19 protein-coding genes are annotated in these 18,404 nt (G+C 64.1%); 11 read left to right on the top strand and 8 right to left on the bottom strand.

The window, feature by feature from the left end; all coding sequences use genetic code 11:
- Positions 1–23: 23 nt before the first annotated feature.
- The 3 genes from ABIA90_RS39725 to tyrS form a co-directional block, all read right to left on the bottom strand.
- Entirely contained in the window at positions 24–467 is a 444-nt protein-coding gene (locus tag ABIA90_RS39725) for a DoxX family protein (protein WP_135213500.1), read from the bottom strand.
- A 219-nt stretch (positions 468–686) separates the two neighbouring features.
- Complete coding sequence (locus ABIA90_RS39720) at positions 687–1,946, bottom strand: MFS transporter (protein WP_354121626.1); 1,260 nt, start codon at positions 1,944–1,946, stop codon at positions 687–689.
- A gap of 56 nt (positions 1,947–2,002) precedes the next feature.
- The gene (gene tyrS, locus ABIA90_RS39715; protein ID WP_354121627.1) at positions 2,003–3,256 is read right to left on the bottom strand and encodes a tyrosine--tRNA ligase; all 1,254 of its coding nucleotides are present in this window, start codon (positions 3,254–3,256) and stop codon (positions 2,003–2,005) included.
- 164 nt (positions 3,257–3,420) lie between these two features.
- Here tyrS and ABIA90_RS39710 point away from each other — a divergent pair, with 164 nt between their 5' ends.
- The 3 genes from ABIA90_RS39710 to ABIA90_RS39700 all read left to right on the top strand — a co-directional run bounded on the left by ABIA90_RS39710 (position 3,421) and on the right by ABIA90_RS39700 (position 5,648).
- Entirely contained in the window at positions 3,421–4,524 is a 1,104-nt protein-coding gene (locus ABIA90_RS39710) for an anhydro-N-acetylmuramic acid kinase (RefSeq protein ID WP_354121628.1), read from the top strand.
- Positions 4,525–4,636: 112 nt separating this feature from the next.
- On the top strand, positions 4,637–5,314 hold the full coding sequence (locus tag ABIA90_RS39705; RefSeq protein ID WP_354121629.1) for a glutathione S-transferase family protein: 678 nt from the start codon (positions 4,637–4,639) through the stop codon (positions 5,312–5,314).
- Between the two features lie 10 nt (positions 5,315–5,324).
- On the top strand, positions 5,325–5,648 hold the full coding sequence (locus tag ABIA90_RS39700; RefSeq protein WP_028148768.1) for a DMT family transporter: 324 nt from the start codon (positions 5,325–5,327) through the stop codon (positions 5,646–5,648).
- Here the strand turns inward: ABIA90_RS39700 and ABIA90_RS39695 are convergent.
- Together ABIA90_RS39695 and ABIA90_RS39690 are read right to left on the bottom strand one after the other, a co-directional pair.
- Positions 5,645–6,157: a DUF1697 domain-containing protein gene (locus tag ABIA90_RS39695; protein ID WP_354121630.1), complete on the bottom strand. Its 513-nt coding sequence runs from the start codon at positions 6,155–6,157 to the stop codon at positions 5,645–5,647. The genes ABIA90_RS39700 and ABIA90_RS39695 overlap by 4 nt on opposite strands.
- A gap of 8 nt (positions 6,158–6,165) precedes the next feature.
- A complete protein-coding gene (locus tag ABIA90_RS39690; protein WP_014495555.1) occupies positions 6,166–6,813 on the bottom strand; it encodes an alpha/beta hydrolase in 648 nt (215 codons plus the stop codon).
- A gap of 346 nt (positions 6,814–7,159) precedes the next feature.
- On the opposite strand from ABIA90_RS39690, the gene ABIA90_RS39685 reads away from it, so the two are divergent.
- The 8 genes from ABIA90_RS39685 to ABIA90_RS39650 all read left to right on the top strand — a co-directional run bounded on the left by ABIA90_RS39685 (position 7,160) and on the right by ABIA90_RS39650 (position 14,707).
- Positions 7,160–8,299 carry a cysteine desulfurase family protein gene (locus tag ABIA90_RS39685; protein WP_354121631.1) on the top strand — a complete coding sequence of 380 codons (1,140 nt, stop codon included), beginning with the start codon at positions 7,160–7,162 and terminating at the stop codon, positions 8,297–8,299.
- 115 nt (positions 8,300–8,414) lie between these two features.
- On the top strand, positions 8,415–9,911 hold the full coding sequence (sufB, locus tag ABIA90_RS39680; RefSeq protein WP_063983522.1) for a Fe-S cluster assembly protein SufB: 1,497 nt from the start codon (positions 8,415–8,417) through the stop codon (positions 9,909–9,911).
- A gap of 62 nt (positions 9,912–9,973) precedes the next feature.
- Positions 9,974–10,726 (top strand): Fe-S cluster assembly ATPase SufC, encoded by a 753-nt coding sequence (gene sufC / locus ABIA90_RS39675; protein WP_028161255.1) that lies wholly within the window; start codon positions 9,974–9,976, stop codon positions 10,724–10,726.
- A gap of 11 nt (positions 10,727–10,737) precedes the next feature.
- Complete coding sequence (gene sufD / locus ABIA90_RS39670) at positions 10,738–12,042, top strand: Fe-S cluster assembly protein SufD (RefSeq protein ID WP_354121632.1); 1,305 nt, start codon at positions 10,738–10,740, stop codon at positions 12,040–12,042.
- Positions 12,039–13,286 (top strand): cysteine desulfurase, encoded by a 1,248-nt coding sequence (locus tag ABIA90_RS39665; RefSeq protein ID WP_354121633.1) that lies wholly within the window; start codon positions 12,039–12,041, stop codon positions 13,284–13,286. Before sufD ends, ABIA90_RS39665 begins: the two co-directional genes overlap by 4 nt.
- Positions 13,283–13,654, top strand: coding sequence for an SUF system Fe-S cluster assembly protein (locus ABIA90_RS39660; RefSeq protein WP_014495549.1), 372 nt, complete (start codon positions 13,283–13,285; stop codon positions 13,652–13,654). Before ABIA90_RS39665 ends, ABIA90_RS39660 begins: the two co-directional genes overlap by 4 nt.
- A gap of 49 nt (positions 13,655–13,703) precedes the next feature.
- A complete protein-coding gene (locus ABIA90_RS39655) occupies positions 13,704–14,102 on the top strand; it encodes a HesB/IscA family protein (RefSeq protein ID WP_080586712.1) in 399 nt (132 codons plus the stop codon).
- A 161-nt stretch (positions 14,103–14,263) separates the two neighbouring features.
- Positions 14,264–14,707, top strand: coding sequence for a TfoX/Sxy family protein (locus tag ABIA90_RS39650; RefSeq protein ID WP_354121634.1), 444 nt, complete (start codon positions 14,264–14,266; stop codon positions 14,705–14,707).
- A gap of 67 nt (positions 14,708–14,774) precedes the next feature.
- On the opposite strand, the gene fabA is transcribed toward ABIA90_RS39650, so the two are convergent.
- The 3 genes from fabA to ABIA90_RS39635 all read right to left on the bottom strand — a co-directional run bounded on the left by fabA (position 14,775) and on the right by ABIA90_RS39635 (position 18,181).
- The gene (fabA, locus tag ABIA90_RS39645; protein ID WP_354121635.1) at positions 14,775–15,305 is read right to left on the bottom strand and encodes a bifunctional 3-hydroxydecanoyl-ACP dehydratase/trans-2-decenoyl-ACP isomerase; all 531 of its coding nucleotides are present in this window, start codon (positions 15,303–15,305) and stop codon (positions 14,775–14,777) included.
- Positions 15,306–15,409: 104 nt separating this feature from the next.
- Positions 15,410–16,477: a GGDEF domain-containing protein gene (locus tag ABIA90_RS39640; protein ID WP_063983518.1), complete on the bottom strand. Its 1,068-nt coding sequence runs from the start codon at positions 16,475–16,477 to the stop codon at positions 15,410–15,412.
- 165 nt (positions 16,478–16,642) lie between these two features.
- The gene (locus tag ABIA90_RS39635; RefSeq protein ID WP_063983517.1) at positions 16,643–18,181 is read right to left on the bottom strand and encodes a DEAD/DEAH box helicase; all 1,539 of its coding nucleotides are present in this window, start codon (positions 18,179–18,181) and stop codon (positions 16,643–16,645) included.
- Positions 18,182–18,404: the final 223 nt, after the last annotated feature.

The raw sequence follows: 18,404 nt of genomic DNA, 5'->3' as shown, positions 1-18,404 counted from the left end.
GACTTGAGCGTCAATTGCGCGCGTCAGCGTCGGGCAAATGCGCCGCCGGTCGAGGCGCGTTCGTTGCCCAGCGCCGCATCGACGCTGATCGGGCCACCGCCGGCCGCCGAGAGATAGAGGCAAGCGAAGCAGAACAGGATGGCAAGCGTGCCGTTGTTGAGCAGCGGCAGGAGCACCGGCGTCTCGCCCTTGAGCATATGTCCCATGAAGTAGGCGAAGGCCATTTCACCGGAGAGGATGAAAGCGGCGAGGCGGGTGAACAGGCCGAGGATCAACAGCGCGCCAAGCACCAGTTCAAGCGTCCCGGCCGCGCCGTAAAGCGACATCAGTTCGACTTTCGCGAACATCGGCAAAGGCGGAAACTTGAAAAGCTTGGCCACGCCGAATTGAAACAGCAGCAGGCCGGTGATGAAGCGGAACAGGCTCAGGAGAACCGGTTCAAAGCGAGTGAGATAGGGAAAGTTCATTGGTTTGTGCCCTCCATCCAATGGGCGACTTGGACCGTATTCAGTTCGGCCTCGCAAGCCACCCGGGGTCAATTCGGCGCTGACATTTTTGTCATGTGGACAAAATATCGCAGTTCGTCCCTTAACTCCGGTTGCGCCCGACGGTTTCGCACGCGGTGCAGCGTGTGTCGCCCGTAATTTCCCGGTGACGCGGAGGGGTGCAGGTTACGTCGGGGAGACCTACTCCCGCAAGGCAGGGACAATCAGAAATGGAATCATTCCGAGGATCACGCTCGCAAGTGCGAAGACGAGCAGGAGATTGTAGCCGTGCGTGAAGTCGTGGATGAGGCCGCCGCTCCATGAGCCGAACGCCGAACCCAATCCGCTGCCGATCGAGATGGTGCCGAAGATCGTGCCGACGCGCTTGCCGCGAAAAATCTTCATGGCGGTCGCTGTGATCAGCGGGCCGCGCGAGCCCATCATGCTGCCGAAACAGACGACGAAGCCGGTGAGCAGGATGATGTTCGGATAATACTGCAAGAGCCAGAGCAGGACGATGCCGATGATCGAGATCGCGTAGCTGAGCAGTACCGAGGGCCGGCGCCCGATCAGCCCGTCGAGCGCGGATACGCCGAGCATGCCGAACACCAGCACCACGCCCGAAAAACCCCAGGCGGTCGCGGCCTGGAGCGGCGGAAAGCCGGCGTCGATGAGATAGGCCACGATCTGCGCGGCGATCGAATACATGCCGACCGCGGTGAAGAAGAAGGTCGAGAACAGCGCCCAGAAGGCGTGGTGGCGCATCGCGCTCGCAAGCGTCCAGCCGTTGTCGATGAAATCAGGATCGGTCTTCTTGCTGACACGCGGCGAGCCGAGCGCGAACATGCGCCAGGGCAGAAGCAGCAGCGGCACGAGCAAACCGAGCGCGGCGAAGCCGTATACCTGATAGGCTTCACGCCAGCCGAGATGATCGATCAAAAGCTGCGAGGTCGGGAGCAGCGCTAGCACGCCGCCACCCATTGCCGAATAGACCACCGCCATCGCGGTCGGCAGCCGTGGCCCGAACCAGCGGCCGAGCAGGATCGAGTTCGGCACAATGCCGATGAAGGCGACGCCAATGCCGACGCAGAGGCCGATCGAGAGCTGAAATTGCCAGAGCGCCTGCGCGTGCGCCGCGATCAGGAAGGCCGAGCCGAGCAGGAAAAGCCCGAGTGCGTAGACGATGCGCGGTCCGGAATGGTCGAACAGGCGCCCGACCAGTGGCGCGGTCAGCCCGCTGATCAGCCAGGTCAGTGAGTAGATCGAGACGACCTGCGCACGGTCCCAGCCAAAGTTTTCGGAGATCGGCTTGAGGAAGACAGTGAAGCTCTCGCTGAGGCCGCGGCCGAGGACGGCGAGCGTGAAGCACAGTCCGAGCACGATGAGTGCGGTGCGCACCGCATCTCGCTGCGTGCGTCCGTCTTGTTCCCTCGACGCTTCCCTGGGCGTGTTCTGATCCATTGCAGGTCAGGGAGCGCGCTTCGGCGCGCCCTGACAAGCATCAAAAGCTCATGAGCCTATGCAGGCCGGATGAGGACGTGCTTCTTCTTGCCGAAGGACAGCTTGATCACGCCCTCAGGCGTCAGATTGGCCGCCGACAGCGCCATCTTCTCGTCGGTGACGGACTCGTCGTTGATGCGCAGGCCGCCGCCCTTGATCTGGCGCCGTGCCTCGCCATTGGAGGCAACCAAGCCTGCCTTGACGAAGGCGTTGAGCACGCCGAGGCCGGCGTCCAGCTCGCCGCGCGGAATTTCCACCGTCGGCAGGCTTTCGGCGAGCGCGCCTTCCTCGAAGGTGCGGCGCGCGGTTTCGGCGGCCTCGTTGGCAGCGTCGCGGCCGTGCAAGAGCGCGGTCGCCTCGGTCGCAAGCACCTTCTTGGCCTCGTTGATCTCGGAGCCGCCGAGCGCCTCGAGCTTCCTGATCTCGCTCATCGGCAGCGTCGTGAACAGTTTCAGGAATTTGCCGACGTCGGCGTCCTCGGTGTTGCGCCAATATTGCCAGAAGTCATACGGTGAGAATTGGTCGGCGTTGAGCCAGACCGCGCCTTGCGCGGTCTTGCCCATCTTGGCGCCCGATGCCGTCGTCAGCAGCGGCGTCGTCAGCGCGAACAGCTGATGGGTGCCCATGCGGCGGCCGAGATCGACGCCCATGATGATGTTGCCCCACTGGTCCGAGCCGCCCATCTGCAATTTGCAGCCGGTGCGCTTGGCGAGCTCGACGAAATCGTAGGCCTGGCAGACCATGTAGTTGAACTCGATGAAGCTCATCTCCTGCTCGCGCTCGAGGCGCAAACGCACCGAGTCCATCGTCAGCATGCGGTTGACCGAGAAATGCCGGCCGACGTCGCGCAGCATCTCGATCCAGTTGAGCTTGGTCAGCCACTCCGCATTGTCGAGCATGATGGCGTCGCTCTTGCCGTCGCCGTAGCTCAGCACCTTTGCGAACACGCCACGGATCGATTCCTTGTTCGCTTCGATCTCGGCGACGGTGCGCATCGCGCGCGTCTCGTCCTTGCCGGAGGGATCGCCGACCATGGTGGTGCCGCCGCCCATCAGCGTGATCGGCTTGTTGCCGGACTGCTGGAGCCAGTGCAGCATCATCATGGTCAGGTAGTTGCCGATGTGCAGCGAGCGGGCGGTGCAATCGTAGCCGACATAGGTGGTCGCTTCGCCCTTGGCGGCGAGCGCGTCCAGCCCCTCGAAATCGGAGCACTGGTGGATGAAACCACGTTCCTGCAGGGTATTGAGGAAATCCGATTTAAATGCAGTCATCTGTCGGCGAGCCTGACAATTCTTGGTTTACTGTTTCGGGTGCAATTTAAGGGTCTCCCGTGGGAACTCGATTGCCACCCGCCACTTTGCCTGTGGCATTATAAGATGTGTCCCTCTGGCACAAGATCGGCATGCCGGAGGGGGGCTCTTGAGGACGCTGATCCATGATGTTGACGGCACTCGGTTTGATGAGCGGCACCTCGCTGGACGGGGTGGATGTCGCGCTGATCGAAACCGACGGAAAGCAAGTGAAGGCGTTCGGGCCGTCCGGCTACCGGGCCTACAGCCCGGCGGAGCGCAATCTGCTGCGCCAGGCGCTGAGCGAGGCCGTGCACCTGCCGCGACGCGACGCCCGCCCGGGCGTTCTGGCCGAGGCCGAGCGCGCGGTGACGCTGGCCCATGCCGAGGCTGTGGCCGCCTTCATCGCCCAGAACCGGATGAAGCCGGAGGACATCGACATCGTCGGCTTCCACGGCCAGACGGTGCTGCATCGCCCCGAGAAGCGGCTGACGGTCCAGATCGGCGATGCGCCGGCGCTCGCCAGGGCGATCCATATCCCCGTGATGCACGACTTCCGCGCCGCCGACGTCGAGGCCGGCGGGCAGGGCGCGCCGTTCGTGCCGGTCTACCACCGGGCGCTCGTCCATTCGCTGGAGCGTGAAGGGCCGATCGTCGTCGTCAATATCGGCGGCGTCTCCAACATCACCTATATCGACGGCAACGATACGCTGATCGCCTGCGACACCGGACCCGGCAACGCGCTGCTTGACGATTTCATGTACCGCACCATGAACCAGTCCTTCGATGCGGAAGGAAAGTTCGCAGCGCTCGGCAAGGCGGACGAAGCCTGGATCGCGCGGGCACTGGAACTGCCGTTCTTTACGGCTCCGCCGCCGAAATCGCTCGACCGCAACGACTTTGCCGCGCTGAAGCTCGGCGATGTCCCGCCGGCCGACGGCGCCGCGACCCTGACCGCCTTCACCGCGGCCGCGATCGCCCGGATCATCTCGCTCCTGCCGCGCCGGCCGCGGAGCTGGATCGTCTGCGGCGGCGGCGCTCGCAACCTCACCATGCTGCGGATGCTGCGGGAGCGGGTGGGCTCGGCCACCGTCGAAGCCGCCGAGACGCTCGGCTGGGCCTCCGACGCCATCGAGGCGCAGGCCTTCGGCTTCCTTGCCGCCCGCGGCCTCAAGGGCCTGCCGCTGTCCTACCCGGCCACCACCGGCGTGCCGATGCCGATGACGGGGGGCGTGATGGCGCGGCCCTGAGGTCCGGGCCTTAAGATCCAAGGACGGCTGATGCAAATGCATCGATCTTGACGAGTGAATGCAATTGCATCTATATTGGATGCAGTTGCATCAAACCGCCGGGATCATTGCCATGACCGCTTCACTGAAACTCATCAGCCACAAGCTCTGCCCCTATGTGCAGCGTGCCGTGATCGCGCTCAACGAGAAGGGCGTGCCGTTCGAACGGATCGACATCGATCTCGCCAACAAGCCCGACTGGTTTCTGAAACTCTCGCCGCTCGGCAAAGTGCCGGTCCTGGTGGTGACGACGGAGAAGGGCAAGGTCGCGCTGTTCGAGAGCAACGTGATCTGCGAATACATCGAGGAGACGCAGGCAGGCCTCAAGCTGCATCCGGCGGATCCGTTGAAGCGCGCCGAGCATCGCGCCTGGATGGAGTTCGGCTCGGCGATCCTCGGTGACCTCTGGGGTCTGGAGACCACGACCGATCCGGCGACGTTCGAAGGCAAGCGCCAGGCGGTTGCGGCGAAATTCGCGCGCGTGGAGGCCGCGCTCGGTGCGGGGCCTTACTTCGCAGGTGATGCGTTCAGCCTCGTGGATGCGGTCTTCGCCCCGATCTTCCGCTATTTCGACCTGTTCGACGAACTGACCGAGCACGGCATCTTCAGCGATTTGCCGAAAGTCCGCGCATGGCGCGCGGAGCTTGCGAAACGTCCGAGCGTGCGCACCGCGGTCGGCGCGGACTATCCGCAATTGCTGCGTGCCTTCCTGGTGCGCCACGACGCGCATCTGCTGAAGCTTGCGGCCTGAGCGCACGCCAATGTCGCAATCGATGGCCTGGCTGATGCTGGTGATCGCCGGTGCGCTCGATGTCGGCTGGGCGATCTCGATGAAATATGCCGAAGGCTACACACGGGCAGGCTGGAGCATCGCCTCGCTGGTGCTGCTCGCCGCCTTCGTCTTCCTGCTCGGACGCGCTTTGCAGGTGCTGGAGGTCGGCGTCGCCTATTCGGTGTGGACCGGCATCGGCGCGGCCGGCACCTTCCTGCTGGGCGTCGTGCTGTTCGGCGAGACCTTGAGTGCGATGAAGCTTGCCGGCATCGCGCTCGTGCTGATGGGGATCGCCGCGCTCAAGCTGGCCTAGATCTCCGCGGCCATCTTCGCGAGCGTTGCGACGGTATTCATGTTGCGCGCGGTGCCGGTCTTGGCGGCGGGGATGACGAGCTTCGATGTCCCCATGCCGTCGCCATAGTGCACGTAAATCTCGCGGCGGCCGAGGCTGAGCTCTTCGTTGTTCTGGCCGCGGATGCTGGCAAGCGCGTCTTCAGGTGGCGCCCTGTCGAGGAAGATCGCGACGGTGCGATTGGGCGCTGCCTTTGGAAAAGGATTGTCGGCCGAGACTTGCGCCATCTCGGCGGCGCTACGCACGAGCACCCCGACCGGCGCGCCGGCGTAGGCGTGCAGGCGCTTTTCGAGGGCGGTCTTGATTGCAGCTTCCGACTTGCGGCTCGTGAAGACGACGTTGCCGCTCGCGATATAGGTGCGCACGGCGGCGAAGCCGAGCTCCTCGCACATGGCCTTGAGCTCGCTCATCGGCAGCTTGCCGGTGCCGCCGACATTGACGGCACGCAGCAAGGCGACGAAGGAGCCCATTTGAGGCCTTAGCGCACGTTGGCGAGGCGCATGTCGAGATAGGCCGTGATGGTTTCCATCAGCGGCTCGAGCTTGGCGTCGAAGAAGTGGTTGGCGCCGGGGATGACCTGCTGGTCGATCACGATGCCCTTCTGCGTCTTCAGCTTCTCGACCAGCGTGTTGACGTCCTTGGGCGGCACCACCGCATCCTTCTCGCCATGCACGATCAGGCCCGACGAGGGGCAGGGCGCGAGGAACGAGAAGTCGTAGAGATTGGCCGGCGGCGCGATCGAGATGAAGCCCTCGACCTCGGGACGGCGCATCAAAAGCTGCATGCCGATCCAGGCGCCGAAGGAGAAGCCGGCGACCCAGCAGGCGCGTGCTTCGGGATTGATGGTCTGCGCCCAGTCGAGCGCTGCGGCCGCATCCGACAATTCGCCGGTGCCGTGGTCGAACGAGCCCTGGCTGCGGCCGACGCCGCGGAAGTTGAAGCGCAGCACCGAGAAGCCGCGATGCGCGAAGGCGTAGTAGCACTGGTACACGATCTGATGGTTCATCGTGCCGTGAAACTGCGGATGCGGATGCAGGATCATCGCGATCGGCGCGTTCTTCTGCTTGGCCGGGTGATAGCGGCCTTCGAGACGGCCAGCAGGGCCGGTGAAAATGACTTCAGGCATGATGATCTCTTGATTGATCCCTTGAAGACGCTCTTCAGCAATCAACCGATTGTGCGGACTTCATCGACTGCTGTGCCGATCAAACCGCGAATGGAAGAGTGGAGCGGCGCCCTCGGATGGTGCGCGAGCGGCGCGCGGTGAACTGACGCGGGCGTTCTAACATGAGGCGAGGGTCAAAAAGCAAGCATCTTGAACATCCCGCAATGGGCTCAAGATGTTAGCGTGTCATGGCGGCGTCATTGCGCGACGGGGGATTCGGAATCGAGTTGCCAAGTGCTCCACGGGGGCCCATGTCGGGCTCCAGGACGGGCACACCAACCCGATCCGCGGAGTAATATATTACCTTATGCCGAGCCGCGTCTATCTCGACTGGAATGCGACCACGCCGCTGCGTGCTGAAGCGCGGACCGCGATGCTTGCAGCGTGGGAGCTGATCGGCAATCCGTCCTCGGTCCATGCCGAAGGGCGCGAGGCGCGCCGGCTGGTCGAGGAGGCCCGTGCCACACTTGCAGCGGCCGTAGGCGCGCTGCCGCGGAACGTCATCTTCACCTCAGCCGGAACCGAGGCCAATGCGCTGGCGCTGTCGCCCGGTCTGCGAGGGCCGTCCGGTAGCCCTGTCGGGCGCCTTTTGGTCTCGGCCGTCGAGCATGCCTCGGTGCTGTCAGGCGGCCGGTTCCCAGCGGACAACGTCAGCCAGATCCCGGTCACACGCTCCGGCGTCATCGACCTCGACCGCCTGAAGGCGTTGCTCGGCGGCGGCCCGCCGGCGCTGGTTTCCATCATGGTTGCGAACAACGAGACCGGCGCGATTCAGCCGATCGCAGGGGCTGCCGGGATCGTCCACGAGGCGGGGGGGCTCCTGCACGTCGACGCGATCCAGGCGCTGGGGAAAATCCCGTTCGATATCAAGACTGTGGGCGCAGACCTTGCGACCTTTTCCGCGCACAAGATCGGCGGCCCCAAGGGCGTCGGGGCGCTGGTCCTGGCGGAGGGAATCACTGGACTGGAACCCGTGCTGCGGGGCGGCGGACAGGAGCTGAGCCGCCGCGCGGGAACCGAGAATGTCGCCGGCATCGCCGGCTTCGGGGCAGCGGTGCGAGCGGCCCTTCAGACTCTGCCGGAGGATGCGGAGCGGATGGCAACCCTCAGAGATTTCTTGGAAAATGCTATCCGCGGGATCGCCGGCGCGGTGGTCTTCTCGGATGACGTCAAGCGGTTGCCGAATACCATCCTTTTCACTGCCCCCGGCCTGAAGGCCGAAACCGCCGTAATCGGCTTCGATCTCGAAGGCGTGGCTGTGTCCTCAGGCTCAGCCTGTTCATCAGGCAAAGTGCAGCCGTCTCACGTGTTGTCGGCGATGGGGTATGATGCCACCGTTGCCCAGGGAGCGGTGCGTCTCAGTCTGGGCTGGTCCACGGAACCAGATGACATCAACAGGGCGTTAGAGGCTTGGCGAAAGCTTGGTAATACCCTACTTAGAGCCTAAGCGACGAAACACGGCTTGAACGGTTCTAAGCGCGTGCTTTCTGCGGAAAAACATCGTAATACTCGTCCAAGTTTGTGATCCACCGCGGTCCTTGAAACCGCGAGCGGAGGATAGAATGCCAGCCGTGCAAGAGACGGTCGAGCGCGTGAAGCGCATCGACGTCGATCAGTATCGTTATGGGTTTGAGACCCTGATCGAGTCCGACAAGGCCCCCAAGGGACTGTCGGAAGAGACCGTCAAGTTCATCTCCGAGAAGAAGAACGAACCCGCCTGGATGCTCCAGTGGCGGCTCGAGGCCTATCGGCGCTGGCTGACCATGACCGAGCCGACCTGGGCGCGCGTCGACTATCCCAAGATCGACTTCCAGGACCTCTATTATTACGCGGCGCCGAAGCCGAAGAAGACGGTCACCTCGCTCGACGAGATCGACCCCGAAATTCTGAAGACCTACGAGAAGCTCGGCATTCCCCTGCGGGAAGTCGCGATGCTCGAGGGCGTCGAGCCGAAGCCCGGCGATCAGGATCCCGCCCGGCGCAAGATCGCGGTCGACGCGGTCTTCGATTCGGTCTCGGTTGCGACGACCTTCAAGGCGGAGTTGAAGAAGGCCGGCGTGATCTTCATGCCGATCTCGGAGGCGATCCGCGAGCATCCCGAGCTGGTACAGAAATATCTCGGCTCGGTGGTTCCGACCTCGGACAATTTCTACGCGACACTGAACTCGGCGGTGTTCTCCGACGGCTCGTTCGTCTACGTGCCGCCGGGCGTGCGCTGCCCGATGGAGCTGTCGACCTATTTCCGCATCAACGAGCGCAACACCGGCCAGTTCGAGCGCACGCTGATCATCGCCGACAAGGGCTCCTACGTCTCCTATCTCGAAGGCTGCACCGCGCCGCAGCGCGACGAGAACCAGCTGCACGCCGCCGTGGTCGAGCTCGTTGCGCACGATGATGCCGAGATCAAATACTCGACGGTGCAGAACTGGTATCCCGGCAATTCGGAAGGCAAGGGCGGCATCTACAATTTCGTCACCAAGCGTGGCGACTGCCGTGGCGACCGGTCCAAGATTTCCTGGACCCAGGTCGAGACTGGCTCCGCCATCACCTGGAAGTACCCGAGCTGCATCCTGCGTGGCGACAATTCCAGCGGTGAGTTCTACTCGATCGCGATCTCGAACGGTTTCCAGCAGGTCGATTCGGGCACCAAGATGATCCACCTCGGCAAGAACACGTCGAGCCGGATCATCTCGAAGGGCATCGCCGCCGGCAAGTCGCAGAACACCTATCGCGGGCTCGTCACCGCGCACCGGAAAGCGACCGGCGCGCGCAACTTCACGGCGTGCGATTCCCTGTTGATCGGCGACAAATGCGGCGCGCACACCGTGCCGTACATCGAGGCCAAGAACTCCTCGGCGACGTTCGAGCACGAGGCGACGACCTCGAAAATCTCCGAGGACGTGCTGTTCTATTGCATCCAGCGCGGCCTCAGCCAGGAAGAAGCCGTCGGCCTCGTCGTCAACGGTTTCGTCAAGGACGTGCTTCAGCAGCTGCCGATGGAATTCGCGGTGGAAGCGCAGAAGCTGATCTCGATCTCGCTTGAAGGGTCGGTCGGCTAATCGCCGACCCTCGCGGTGCGCTACGGCGCTCCATGCATCATTTGAATAGACTGGACACCAAGATGGCTTTGCTTGAAGTGAAGGATTTGAAGGTTCGTGTCGAGGAGCGTGAGATCCTCCACGGGCTGACGCTGACCGTGAACGAGGGCGAGGTTCACGCGATCATGGGGCCGAACGGCTCCGGCAAATCGACGCTCTCCCACGTCATCGCCGGCAAGCCCGGCTATGAGGTCACCGACGGCCAGATCCTGTTCAAGGGCGAGGACCTACTGGAGATGGACCCTAACGAGCGCGCCGCGAAGGGCGTGTTCCTGGCGTTCCAGTATCCGGTCGAGATTCCCGGCGTCGCCACCATGACCTTCCTGCGCACCGCACTGAACGCACAGCGCAAGGCGCGCGGTGAGAGCGAATATTCGACCCCGGACTTCCTGAGGAAGGTCCGCGAGGTCTCGAAGTCGCTGAACATCCCGCAGGACATGCTCAAGCGCGGCGTCAATGTCGGCTTCTCCGGCGGTGAGAAGAAGCGCAACGAGGTGCTGCAGATGGCGTTGTTCGAGCCGAGCCTGTGCATCCTCGACGAGATGGATTCCGGCCTCGACATCGACGCGCTGCGCATTGCGGCCGACGGCGTCAACGCGCTTCGCTCGCCCAAGCGCGCGATGGTCGTCATCACCCATTATCAGCGGCTGCTGAACTACATCGTGCCCGACGTCGTGCACGTGATGTCGAAGGGCCGTGTCGTGAAGAGCGGCGGCAAGGACTTGGCGCTGGAGCTGGAAGCGTCCGGCTACGCCCAGTTCGAGGATGCCGCGTAAGGAATTTTAGGATGAACGTTGCTGTGGCAAAGACCGGAAACGGCCGTGCGGTGAGCGATCTCTTCGCCAGCGCCGAAGGCCGCCTGCCGGGTTCGCCTTCTGTGATCGCGGTACGCCGCGAGGCGTTCGAGACCTATGAGCGTCTCGGCCTGCCGCATCGCCGGATCGAGGAATGGAAATACACCGACCTGCGTGCACTGGTCGGCGAGGTGCTGCCGCTTGCAGCCAGCCCCGATGCGGCCGCGTTGAAGCGTGCCGCGGATGCCGTCAAGGCGCATGCGATCGAAGGCGCCCGCAAGCTGGTGCTGGTCGACGGCGTGTTCGCGGCCGATCTCTCTGACGTCAAGGCGCCTGCCTCTGAGGCGGGCCTCAAGACGCTGCGGGAAACGCTGGAGAAGGACGCAGGTCTCCTGAAGACCGCGGCCACCGATGCCGTGATCGCGCTGAATGCGGCGCTGGCGACCGACGGCGTCGTGTTGTCGATCGCCGACGGTGCGCAGCTGTCCGCGCCGATCCAGATCATCCACATCGCGACCGCTTCGTCCGCGTCGGCTTTCAGCCGTTCGCGGATCGCGGTCGGGAACGGCGCTCGCGCCACCATCATCGAGAGCTTTGTGGCGGCCGGCGCCAAGGCCTACCAGGTCAACGACGCCGTCATCCTCTCGGTCGGCGACAATGCCGACGTCGCGCATATCCGCCTGTTGGACGATGCGCCCGACGCGGTGAACGTGACCTCGCAGTTCGTCACGGTCGGCGCGAACACGAAGCTCAATTTCTTCAACATGACGACTGGCGCTGCCGTCAGCCGCCTCCAGGGCTTCATCACGATGGCGGGCGAGGGCAGCGACCTCTCCGTCAACGGCGTGAACCTGCTCCAGAAGACCGAGCACGGCGACACCACGCTGGTGGTCGATCATGCCGTGCCGAACTGCGTCAGCCGCGAGGTCTTCCGCGCGGTGATCGACGATCGCGCCCATTCGGTGTTCCAGGGCCGCATCATCGTCCGTCCCGACGCGCAGAAGACCGACGGCAAGATGATGACCCGCGCGCTGCTGCTTTCGGACGAAGCCGAGGCCGACAACAAGCCGGAGCTCGAGATCTTCGCCGATGACGTCTCCTGCGGCCACGGCGCCACTGCCGGCGCGCTCGACGACAGCCTGCTGTTCTACCTGAAGGCGCGCGGCCTCCCGGAGAAGCAGGCCCAGGCGCTGCTGATCCAGGCTTTCGTGGGTGAGGCGATCGAGCAGATCGCCGATGACGGTTTGCGCGAGCACGTGATCGGTATCGCCGAGCGTTGGCTGGAGCGGCGCCAATGAGCACGCATCCCGCAGTCAAGAACGGTGCCTACGACGTCGCACGCGTGCGCCAGGATTTTCCGGCGCTCGCCATGCAGGTCTACGGCAAGCCGCTGGTCTATCTCGACAACGCCGCCTCGGCGCAGAAGCCGAGCGCCGTGCTCGACCGCATGACGCAGGCCTATACGTCCGAATACGCCAACGTGCATCGCGGCCTGCATTACCTCGCCAATGCCGCCACCGAGGCCTATGAGGGCGGTCGCAGCAAGGTTGCGCAGTTCATCAACGCGCCGCGGACCGAAGAGGTCATCTTCACCCGCAACGCGACGGAGGCGATCAACCTCGTCGCGTCGTCCTGGGGCGAACCGAACATCAAAGAGGGCGACGAGATCGTCATCTCGATCATGGAGCACCACTCCAACATCGTGCCGTGGCATTTCCTCAGGGAACGCCATGGCGCCGTGATCAAGTGGGCGCCGGTCGACGACGAGGGTAACTTCCTCATCGACGAGTTCGAGAAGCTGCTGACCGCGAATACCAAGCTGGTGGCGATCACGCAGATGTCGAACGCGCTCGGCACCATTGTCCCGATCAAGGACGTTGTGAAGATCGCGCATGCGCGCGGCATTCCCGTGCTGGTCGACGGCAGCCAGGGGGCGGTGCATCTGCCTGTCGACGTCCAGGATCTCGGCTGCGATTTCTACGTCTTTACCGGCCACAAGGTCTACGGGCCGACCGGCATCGGCATCCTCTGGGCCAAGTACGACCACCTCGTCGCGATGCGTCCCTATAACGGCGGCGGCGAGATGATCCGCGAGGTCTCGCGCGACATCGTCACCTATGGCGATCCCCCGCACAAGTTCGAGGCCGGCACGCCCGCGATCGTCGAGGCCGTGGGCCTTGGCGCGGCCATCGACTACGTCAATTCGATTGGCAAGGAGCGCATCGCCGCCCACGAGCACGATCTCACCACCTATGCCCAGGACCGGCTGCGCGAGATCAATTCGCTGCGGCTGATCGGCACCGCCCGGGGCAAGGGCCCGGTGATCTCCTTTGAGCTCAAGGGCGCCCACGCCCACGACGTCGCCACCGTGATCGACCGCCAGGGCATCGCCGTGCGCGCCGGCACCCATTGCGTGATGCCGCTTTTAGAGCGGTTCAATGTAACCGCCACCTGCCGGGCGTCGTTCGGCATGTATAATACGCGGGAAGAAGTCGATCATCTGGCACAGGCGCTGTTGAAGGCGCGGGATTTGTTCGCATGAGTGACACGGCCGAAGTCAAAGCCAATCCGATGGAGACCCAGTCGGCGCTGCCGCCTGAGGAGACCGAGCGTCTCACCACCGAGATCATCGCGGGCCTCAAGACCGTGTTCGATCCGGAGATCCCGGCCGACATCTACGAACTCGGCTTGATCTACAAGGTCGAGATCAAGGACGACCGCTCGGTCGACGTCCAGATGACGCTGACGACGCCGAACTGCCCGGCTGCCGGTGAGCTCCCGACCATGGTCGAGAACGCGGTCGCCAGCGTCCCCGGCGTCGGCGTGGTCGACGTCAAGGTCGTCTGGGAGCCGCCGTGGTCGCCGGAACGCATGAGCGACGAGGCCCGACTCGTGCTCAACATGTGGTGACGGTCTCAGCTCGCATTGAATTCGCTCCGCAACGGACCACATAGATAACATGACCCAGGCAACACCAGCTTCGACACCAAAGCCCCGGCGGCCACGCCCGCAGGTGATGCGGCTGACGGATGCCGCGGCCCAGCGCATCAGCGAGCTGACGAGCCGCGCCGATTCCGAGATTGTGGGCCTGCGCGTCGGCGTGAAGAACGGCGGCTGTGCCGGTCAGTCCTACACGGTCGAATACGCCCATGATGTCCGCCCGACCGACGAGGTGGTCGAGGACAAGGGCGTCAAGATCCTGGTCGATCCCAAGGCCGTGCTGTTCCTGCTCGGCACCGAGATGGACTACAAGGCGGACAAGATGCAGGCCCAGTTCGTCTTCAACAACCCCAACCAGGTCTCCGCCTGCGGCTGCGGCGAGTCGGTCGAGCTGCGGCCCGCGAAGATCGACGGGTAAGTCGCTGTCGTCCCCGCGAACGCGGGACCCATACCGCGTGATCTGGCGATGACGCTCGGTATCAGTACCAAGCTTTCCTGGCTGGTAGTCTTCGCTAAACTCCTCCCTGTGGTTATGGGTCCCCGCGTTCGCGGGGACGACCGTGGGGAGACAGCTTGGCCATGGACCGCGAATTCCTGATCGACCTGTTCGCCGATTTCGGCCCCGTCACCATCCGAAAAATGTTCTCCGGCTACGGCATCTCCGCCGACGGCATCAACTTCGCGCTCGCCTTGCGCGCGGGCCTGTTCTTCCGCGCCGACGAGGTCACCATCCCGGACTTTGAAGCGGAAGGCTCGAAGCCGTTTCAGTATTCGACCCGCGCCAAAACCGTGCTGGTGAATTCCTATTGGGAATTGCCGGCGCGCCTGTTCGACGATTCCGAGGAGCTTGCGCAATGGGCGAGGGCAGCGCTCGCCGCCGCCCAGCGCGCCAAGGTGAAGAAGCGGCCGAAGGGGAAGAAGGCGGTGGCGCCGAAGAAGGTCGTGAAGAAGCCGCCGGCGAAGAAACAGGCAGCCAAGAAGGCGGTTCGTAGGGTGGGCAAAGCGAAGCGTGCCCACCGGTGAGGTCGTGGCGCGGAGAGATGGTGGGCACGGCGCTATGCGCCTTTGCCCACCCTACAAGACCGCACGCTCAGTCCACCGCCTTGGTCAGTCCGACCCTCATGTCCTTGGCCATGAAGACACCGACGCCGTCGGCAAGCACACGACCGTCGGCAATTCCGAGCACCAGCTTGCCGCGGCGGACCATGCGCATGGCGACCTCGTAGCGCACGCGTCGCGTCTCCGGTGTGACCAATCCCGTAGCTTCGACCTCGCCGACGCCAATGGCGCGGCCCTTGCCTGGTGAGCCCGACCAGCCGAGCCAGTAGCCGATCATCTGCCACATCGCATCCAGGCCGAGGCTTCCCGGCATCATCGCGTCACCGCGATAGTGGCAATCGAAGAACCAGTGGCCGGGCACAATATCGAGCTCGCCGACGATGTGGCCCTTGCCGAACTCGCCGCCGTCCAGGCTGATCTCGGTGATGCGATCCATCATGAGCATCGGCGGGGCCGGCAATTGCGCGTTGCCCGGGCCGAAATAGCCGCCGTCGCTCGATCTCAGCAGTTCGTCCCTGGAGTAGGACGGTTGCGGTGTGTGAAAGTCATGGGGATTGGGCAAGACGACAAGTCCTCTCGACGCTCGCAGTCGGGCGGCGGGGAAGATGTCGTTCGGCGGGTTGGAATGTCAAGCGCCGGCCGTCTCTTCGGCGCGCTGCTTCGGCGTCAGGCCACCCGGCTGTGCGACTCGATCGCGAATTCCGGATCGGCCTCGCAGATCACGCGGTTGCGCCCGTTGCGCTTGGCGGCATAGAGGCAGGCATCCGCACGCTCGATCAACGCGTCGGGGTCGTCGCCCTGCTTGAGCATGGAGACGCCGACGGAGATGGTGACGCGGCCGAGGATCTCGCCGGTCGATTTCTTCTTCAATTCCTTCGCCATCACGGCGCGGCGGATGTGATCTGCAACGGTGAGGGCCTGGCGCAGCGCCGTGTTGGGCAGCAGGACCGCGAATTCCTCGCCGCCATAGCGCGCGGTGATGTCCTGTCCTTTGATGGTCTGCTTCATGGACAGGCCGACCAGCCGCAACACCTGGTCGCCGGTGAGATGGCCGTAGGAATCGTTGAACGATTTGAAATGATCGATGTCGAACAGCAGCAGCGACAGCGGCTCGCCCGAGGCGAGCGCGCTCTGCACGGCCATGCCGATCATGCGATCGAAATATTTGCGATTGCCCAACCCCGTCAGCGGATCGGTCAGGCTCTCGGCGCGGATCGCCTCCAGGCTCTGCTGGAGATTGCTGATCTCGTTCTTGGACAGGGTCAGCCGGTCTTCCAGCGCCTTGTTGGTCTCACGCATCTCGCTGGTCGAACGCAGCAGCGTCTCGACGACCGACTTGATCTGGTCGCGGCTCTTGGCCGACGACAGTTTCTCGGTCGCGCCCGACAGGCTGGCATCGTAGGAGCCGGTCATCCCGAGCGCTTCGCTCAGCACCTTCATCACGTCGTCGATCTCGCCGATGACGCGTGCGCCGACCTTGTCGATGCGGTCGGTGGTCTTGATGTGGGAAAGATAGGTCTCGTAGATCTGCTCGAGATCGCCTTCGGTCAGCTTGCCGTGGCGCGCCAGCGTCTCGTTGATGATCTTGTTGAGCGGCGCGTTATAGCCGGTGGCGTAGACGTACCAGATCTCGTAATTGCGGGGAATTGCAGTCTGTCGAAGCGAGCGGATCTGACCGAGAGCCACTTCGGCGAACGCCATCGTGCGTTCGTGTTCGTCGAGCACCTTGACCACTGAACATACCCCACAGCGGTCGGTGCGCCATCGACCGCAGCAATACTTAAATTATGTTCGCAGGCTAACGGACGATCGTGAACGCTCTGTAAACAGACGTTCGCGAATGCATCAGAATAAGTGTGAAGCGGCTCTGCTCAACCGAACCTGAGTCGCGCCGGCGCGTCAGGCGCCGGCGGGAGAACGCACTGGCCGGAGCAGAAACGCCGGAAGGTGCGAGTGATCGCCGGGCTCGGTATCGGCCTCGCGCTGGCGGCGCGGCTCGGGGCGGCCGATCGACGGCACATGCGATGGATTGGCTTGCTGGCGCGATCCACCGCGCGGCTCGGATGATTGCTTCGCTTCACGCGGAGGCCTCGCCTCCCGTGCGGGCCTCGGCTCACGTGCAGGTCTCGCTTCAGGAGCGGGCTGTGTCTCTGCGGAAGGCCTCGCCTCGCCGCGCGGTTCGCGGGGCTCGTGGCTGCGCTCACGATCGCGGCCACGCTGCGGCTTGCCGCGTCCGCCGCGGGAACGTTCACGGTCGCGCCCGCGCGGTTCGCGCGAACGTGCGCTCTGCTCGCCTGCGTCCGCGGGCACTTCGAAATCGCCCTCGGCGCGCGGAATGCTCTGGCCGATCAGCTTCTCGATCGCCACCATCGACTTCTGGTCGAGCGGCGTCACGAGCGAGATCGCCATGCCGGACCGGCCGGCGCGGCCGGTGCGGCCGACGCGGTGAACATAGTCGTCGGGGTGGTGGGGGACGTCGAAATTGAAGACGTGGCTGACCTCAGGGATGTCGAGGCCGCGGGCGGCAACATCGGAGGCGACCAGCAGCGGCAGTTCGCCCTTGCGGAACTGTTCGAGCGCCGCCGTGCGGGCCGACTGGTCCATGTCGCCATGCAGGGCGCCGACGCTGAAACCATGCTTTTGCAGTGATTTGTGAACGACGGCGACCTCGCGCTTGCGATTGCAGAAGATGATCGCGTTCTGGAGATCCTTGGCCTCGCGCAGCAGGCGTCGCAGCAATTCACGCTTCTCATGCGCCTCGCGCCCGGCCGGGACCTGACACTGCGTGACGGTCACGGCGGTGGTGGCGGGCTTGGAGACCTCGACCTTCTGCGGATTATGCAGGAAGGTCTCGGTGATGCGCCGGATTTCCGGCGGCATGGTCGCGGTGAAGAACAGGGTTTGCCGCGTGAACGGGACGAGCTTGCAGACGCGCTCGATGTCAGGAATGAAGCCCATGTCCAGCATGCGGTCGGCTTCGTCGATGACGAGCAGCTCCACGCCGGTGAGCAGGAGCCCGCCGCGCTCGGTGTGGTCGAGCAGGCGGCCGGGGGTGGCGATCAGCACGTCGACGCCGCGCGTCAGCTTGGCATCCTGGTCGCCGAAGGAAACGCCGCCGATCAGCAGGGCGACGTTGAGCTTCTGGCCGGCGCCGTAGCGGTCGAAGTTTTCCTTCACCTGCGCCGCGAGTTCGCGGGTCGGCTCCAGGATCAGCGTGCGCGGCATGCGCGCGCGGGCGCGACCCTTTTCGAGGATGGTGAGCATCGGCAGCACGAAGGCCGCGGTCTTGCCGGTGCCGGTCTGGGCGATGCCGAGCACATCCTTGCGTGCGAGGACGTGGGGGATCGCCTGTTCCTGAATGGGGGTGGGGGTGGTGTAACCGGTGGCCGCCACTGCGGCGAGGACTTTTTCGGACAGTCCGAGATTTGAAAAGGACATTGAGCCTCTGGTCGAAACCGCCGTTCGGAATCGAGGGTAATTAAGGCTGTCGCGTTCCACCCCGAAACGGCGCGCTCTCAAAGAAGCTGGGGGTGCTGACTCACGCGAACAAAGCGCAAGGCTCAAGAATCGGTCTTCGATCTGAGCCGCGTCGCCCCGGAACATAGGCGGGAATCGGCCAAAGTCAATGGAGCGGGCGCGGGAAGACCCTAAAAAACCTGAG

The sequence above is a fragment of the Bradyrhizobium sp. LA6.8 genome (assembly GCF_040547935.1).
In the GTDB taxonomy this organism is placed as follows: domain Bacteria; phylum Pseudomonadota; class Alphaproteobacteria; order Rhizobiales; family Xanthobacteraceae; genus Bradyrhizobium; species Bradyrhizobium barranii.
The sequence above is the reverse complement of the archived record's forward strand: the minus strand, read 5'-3'. Positions and strand labels throughout refer to the sequence as shown.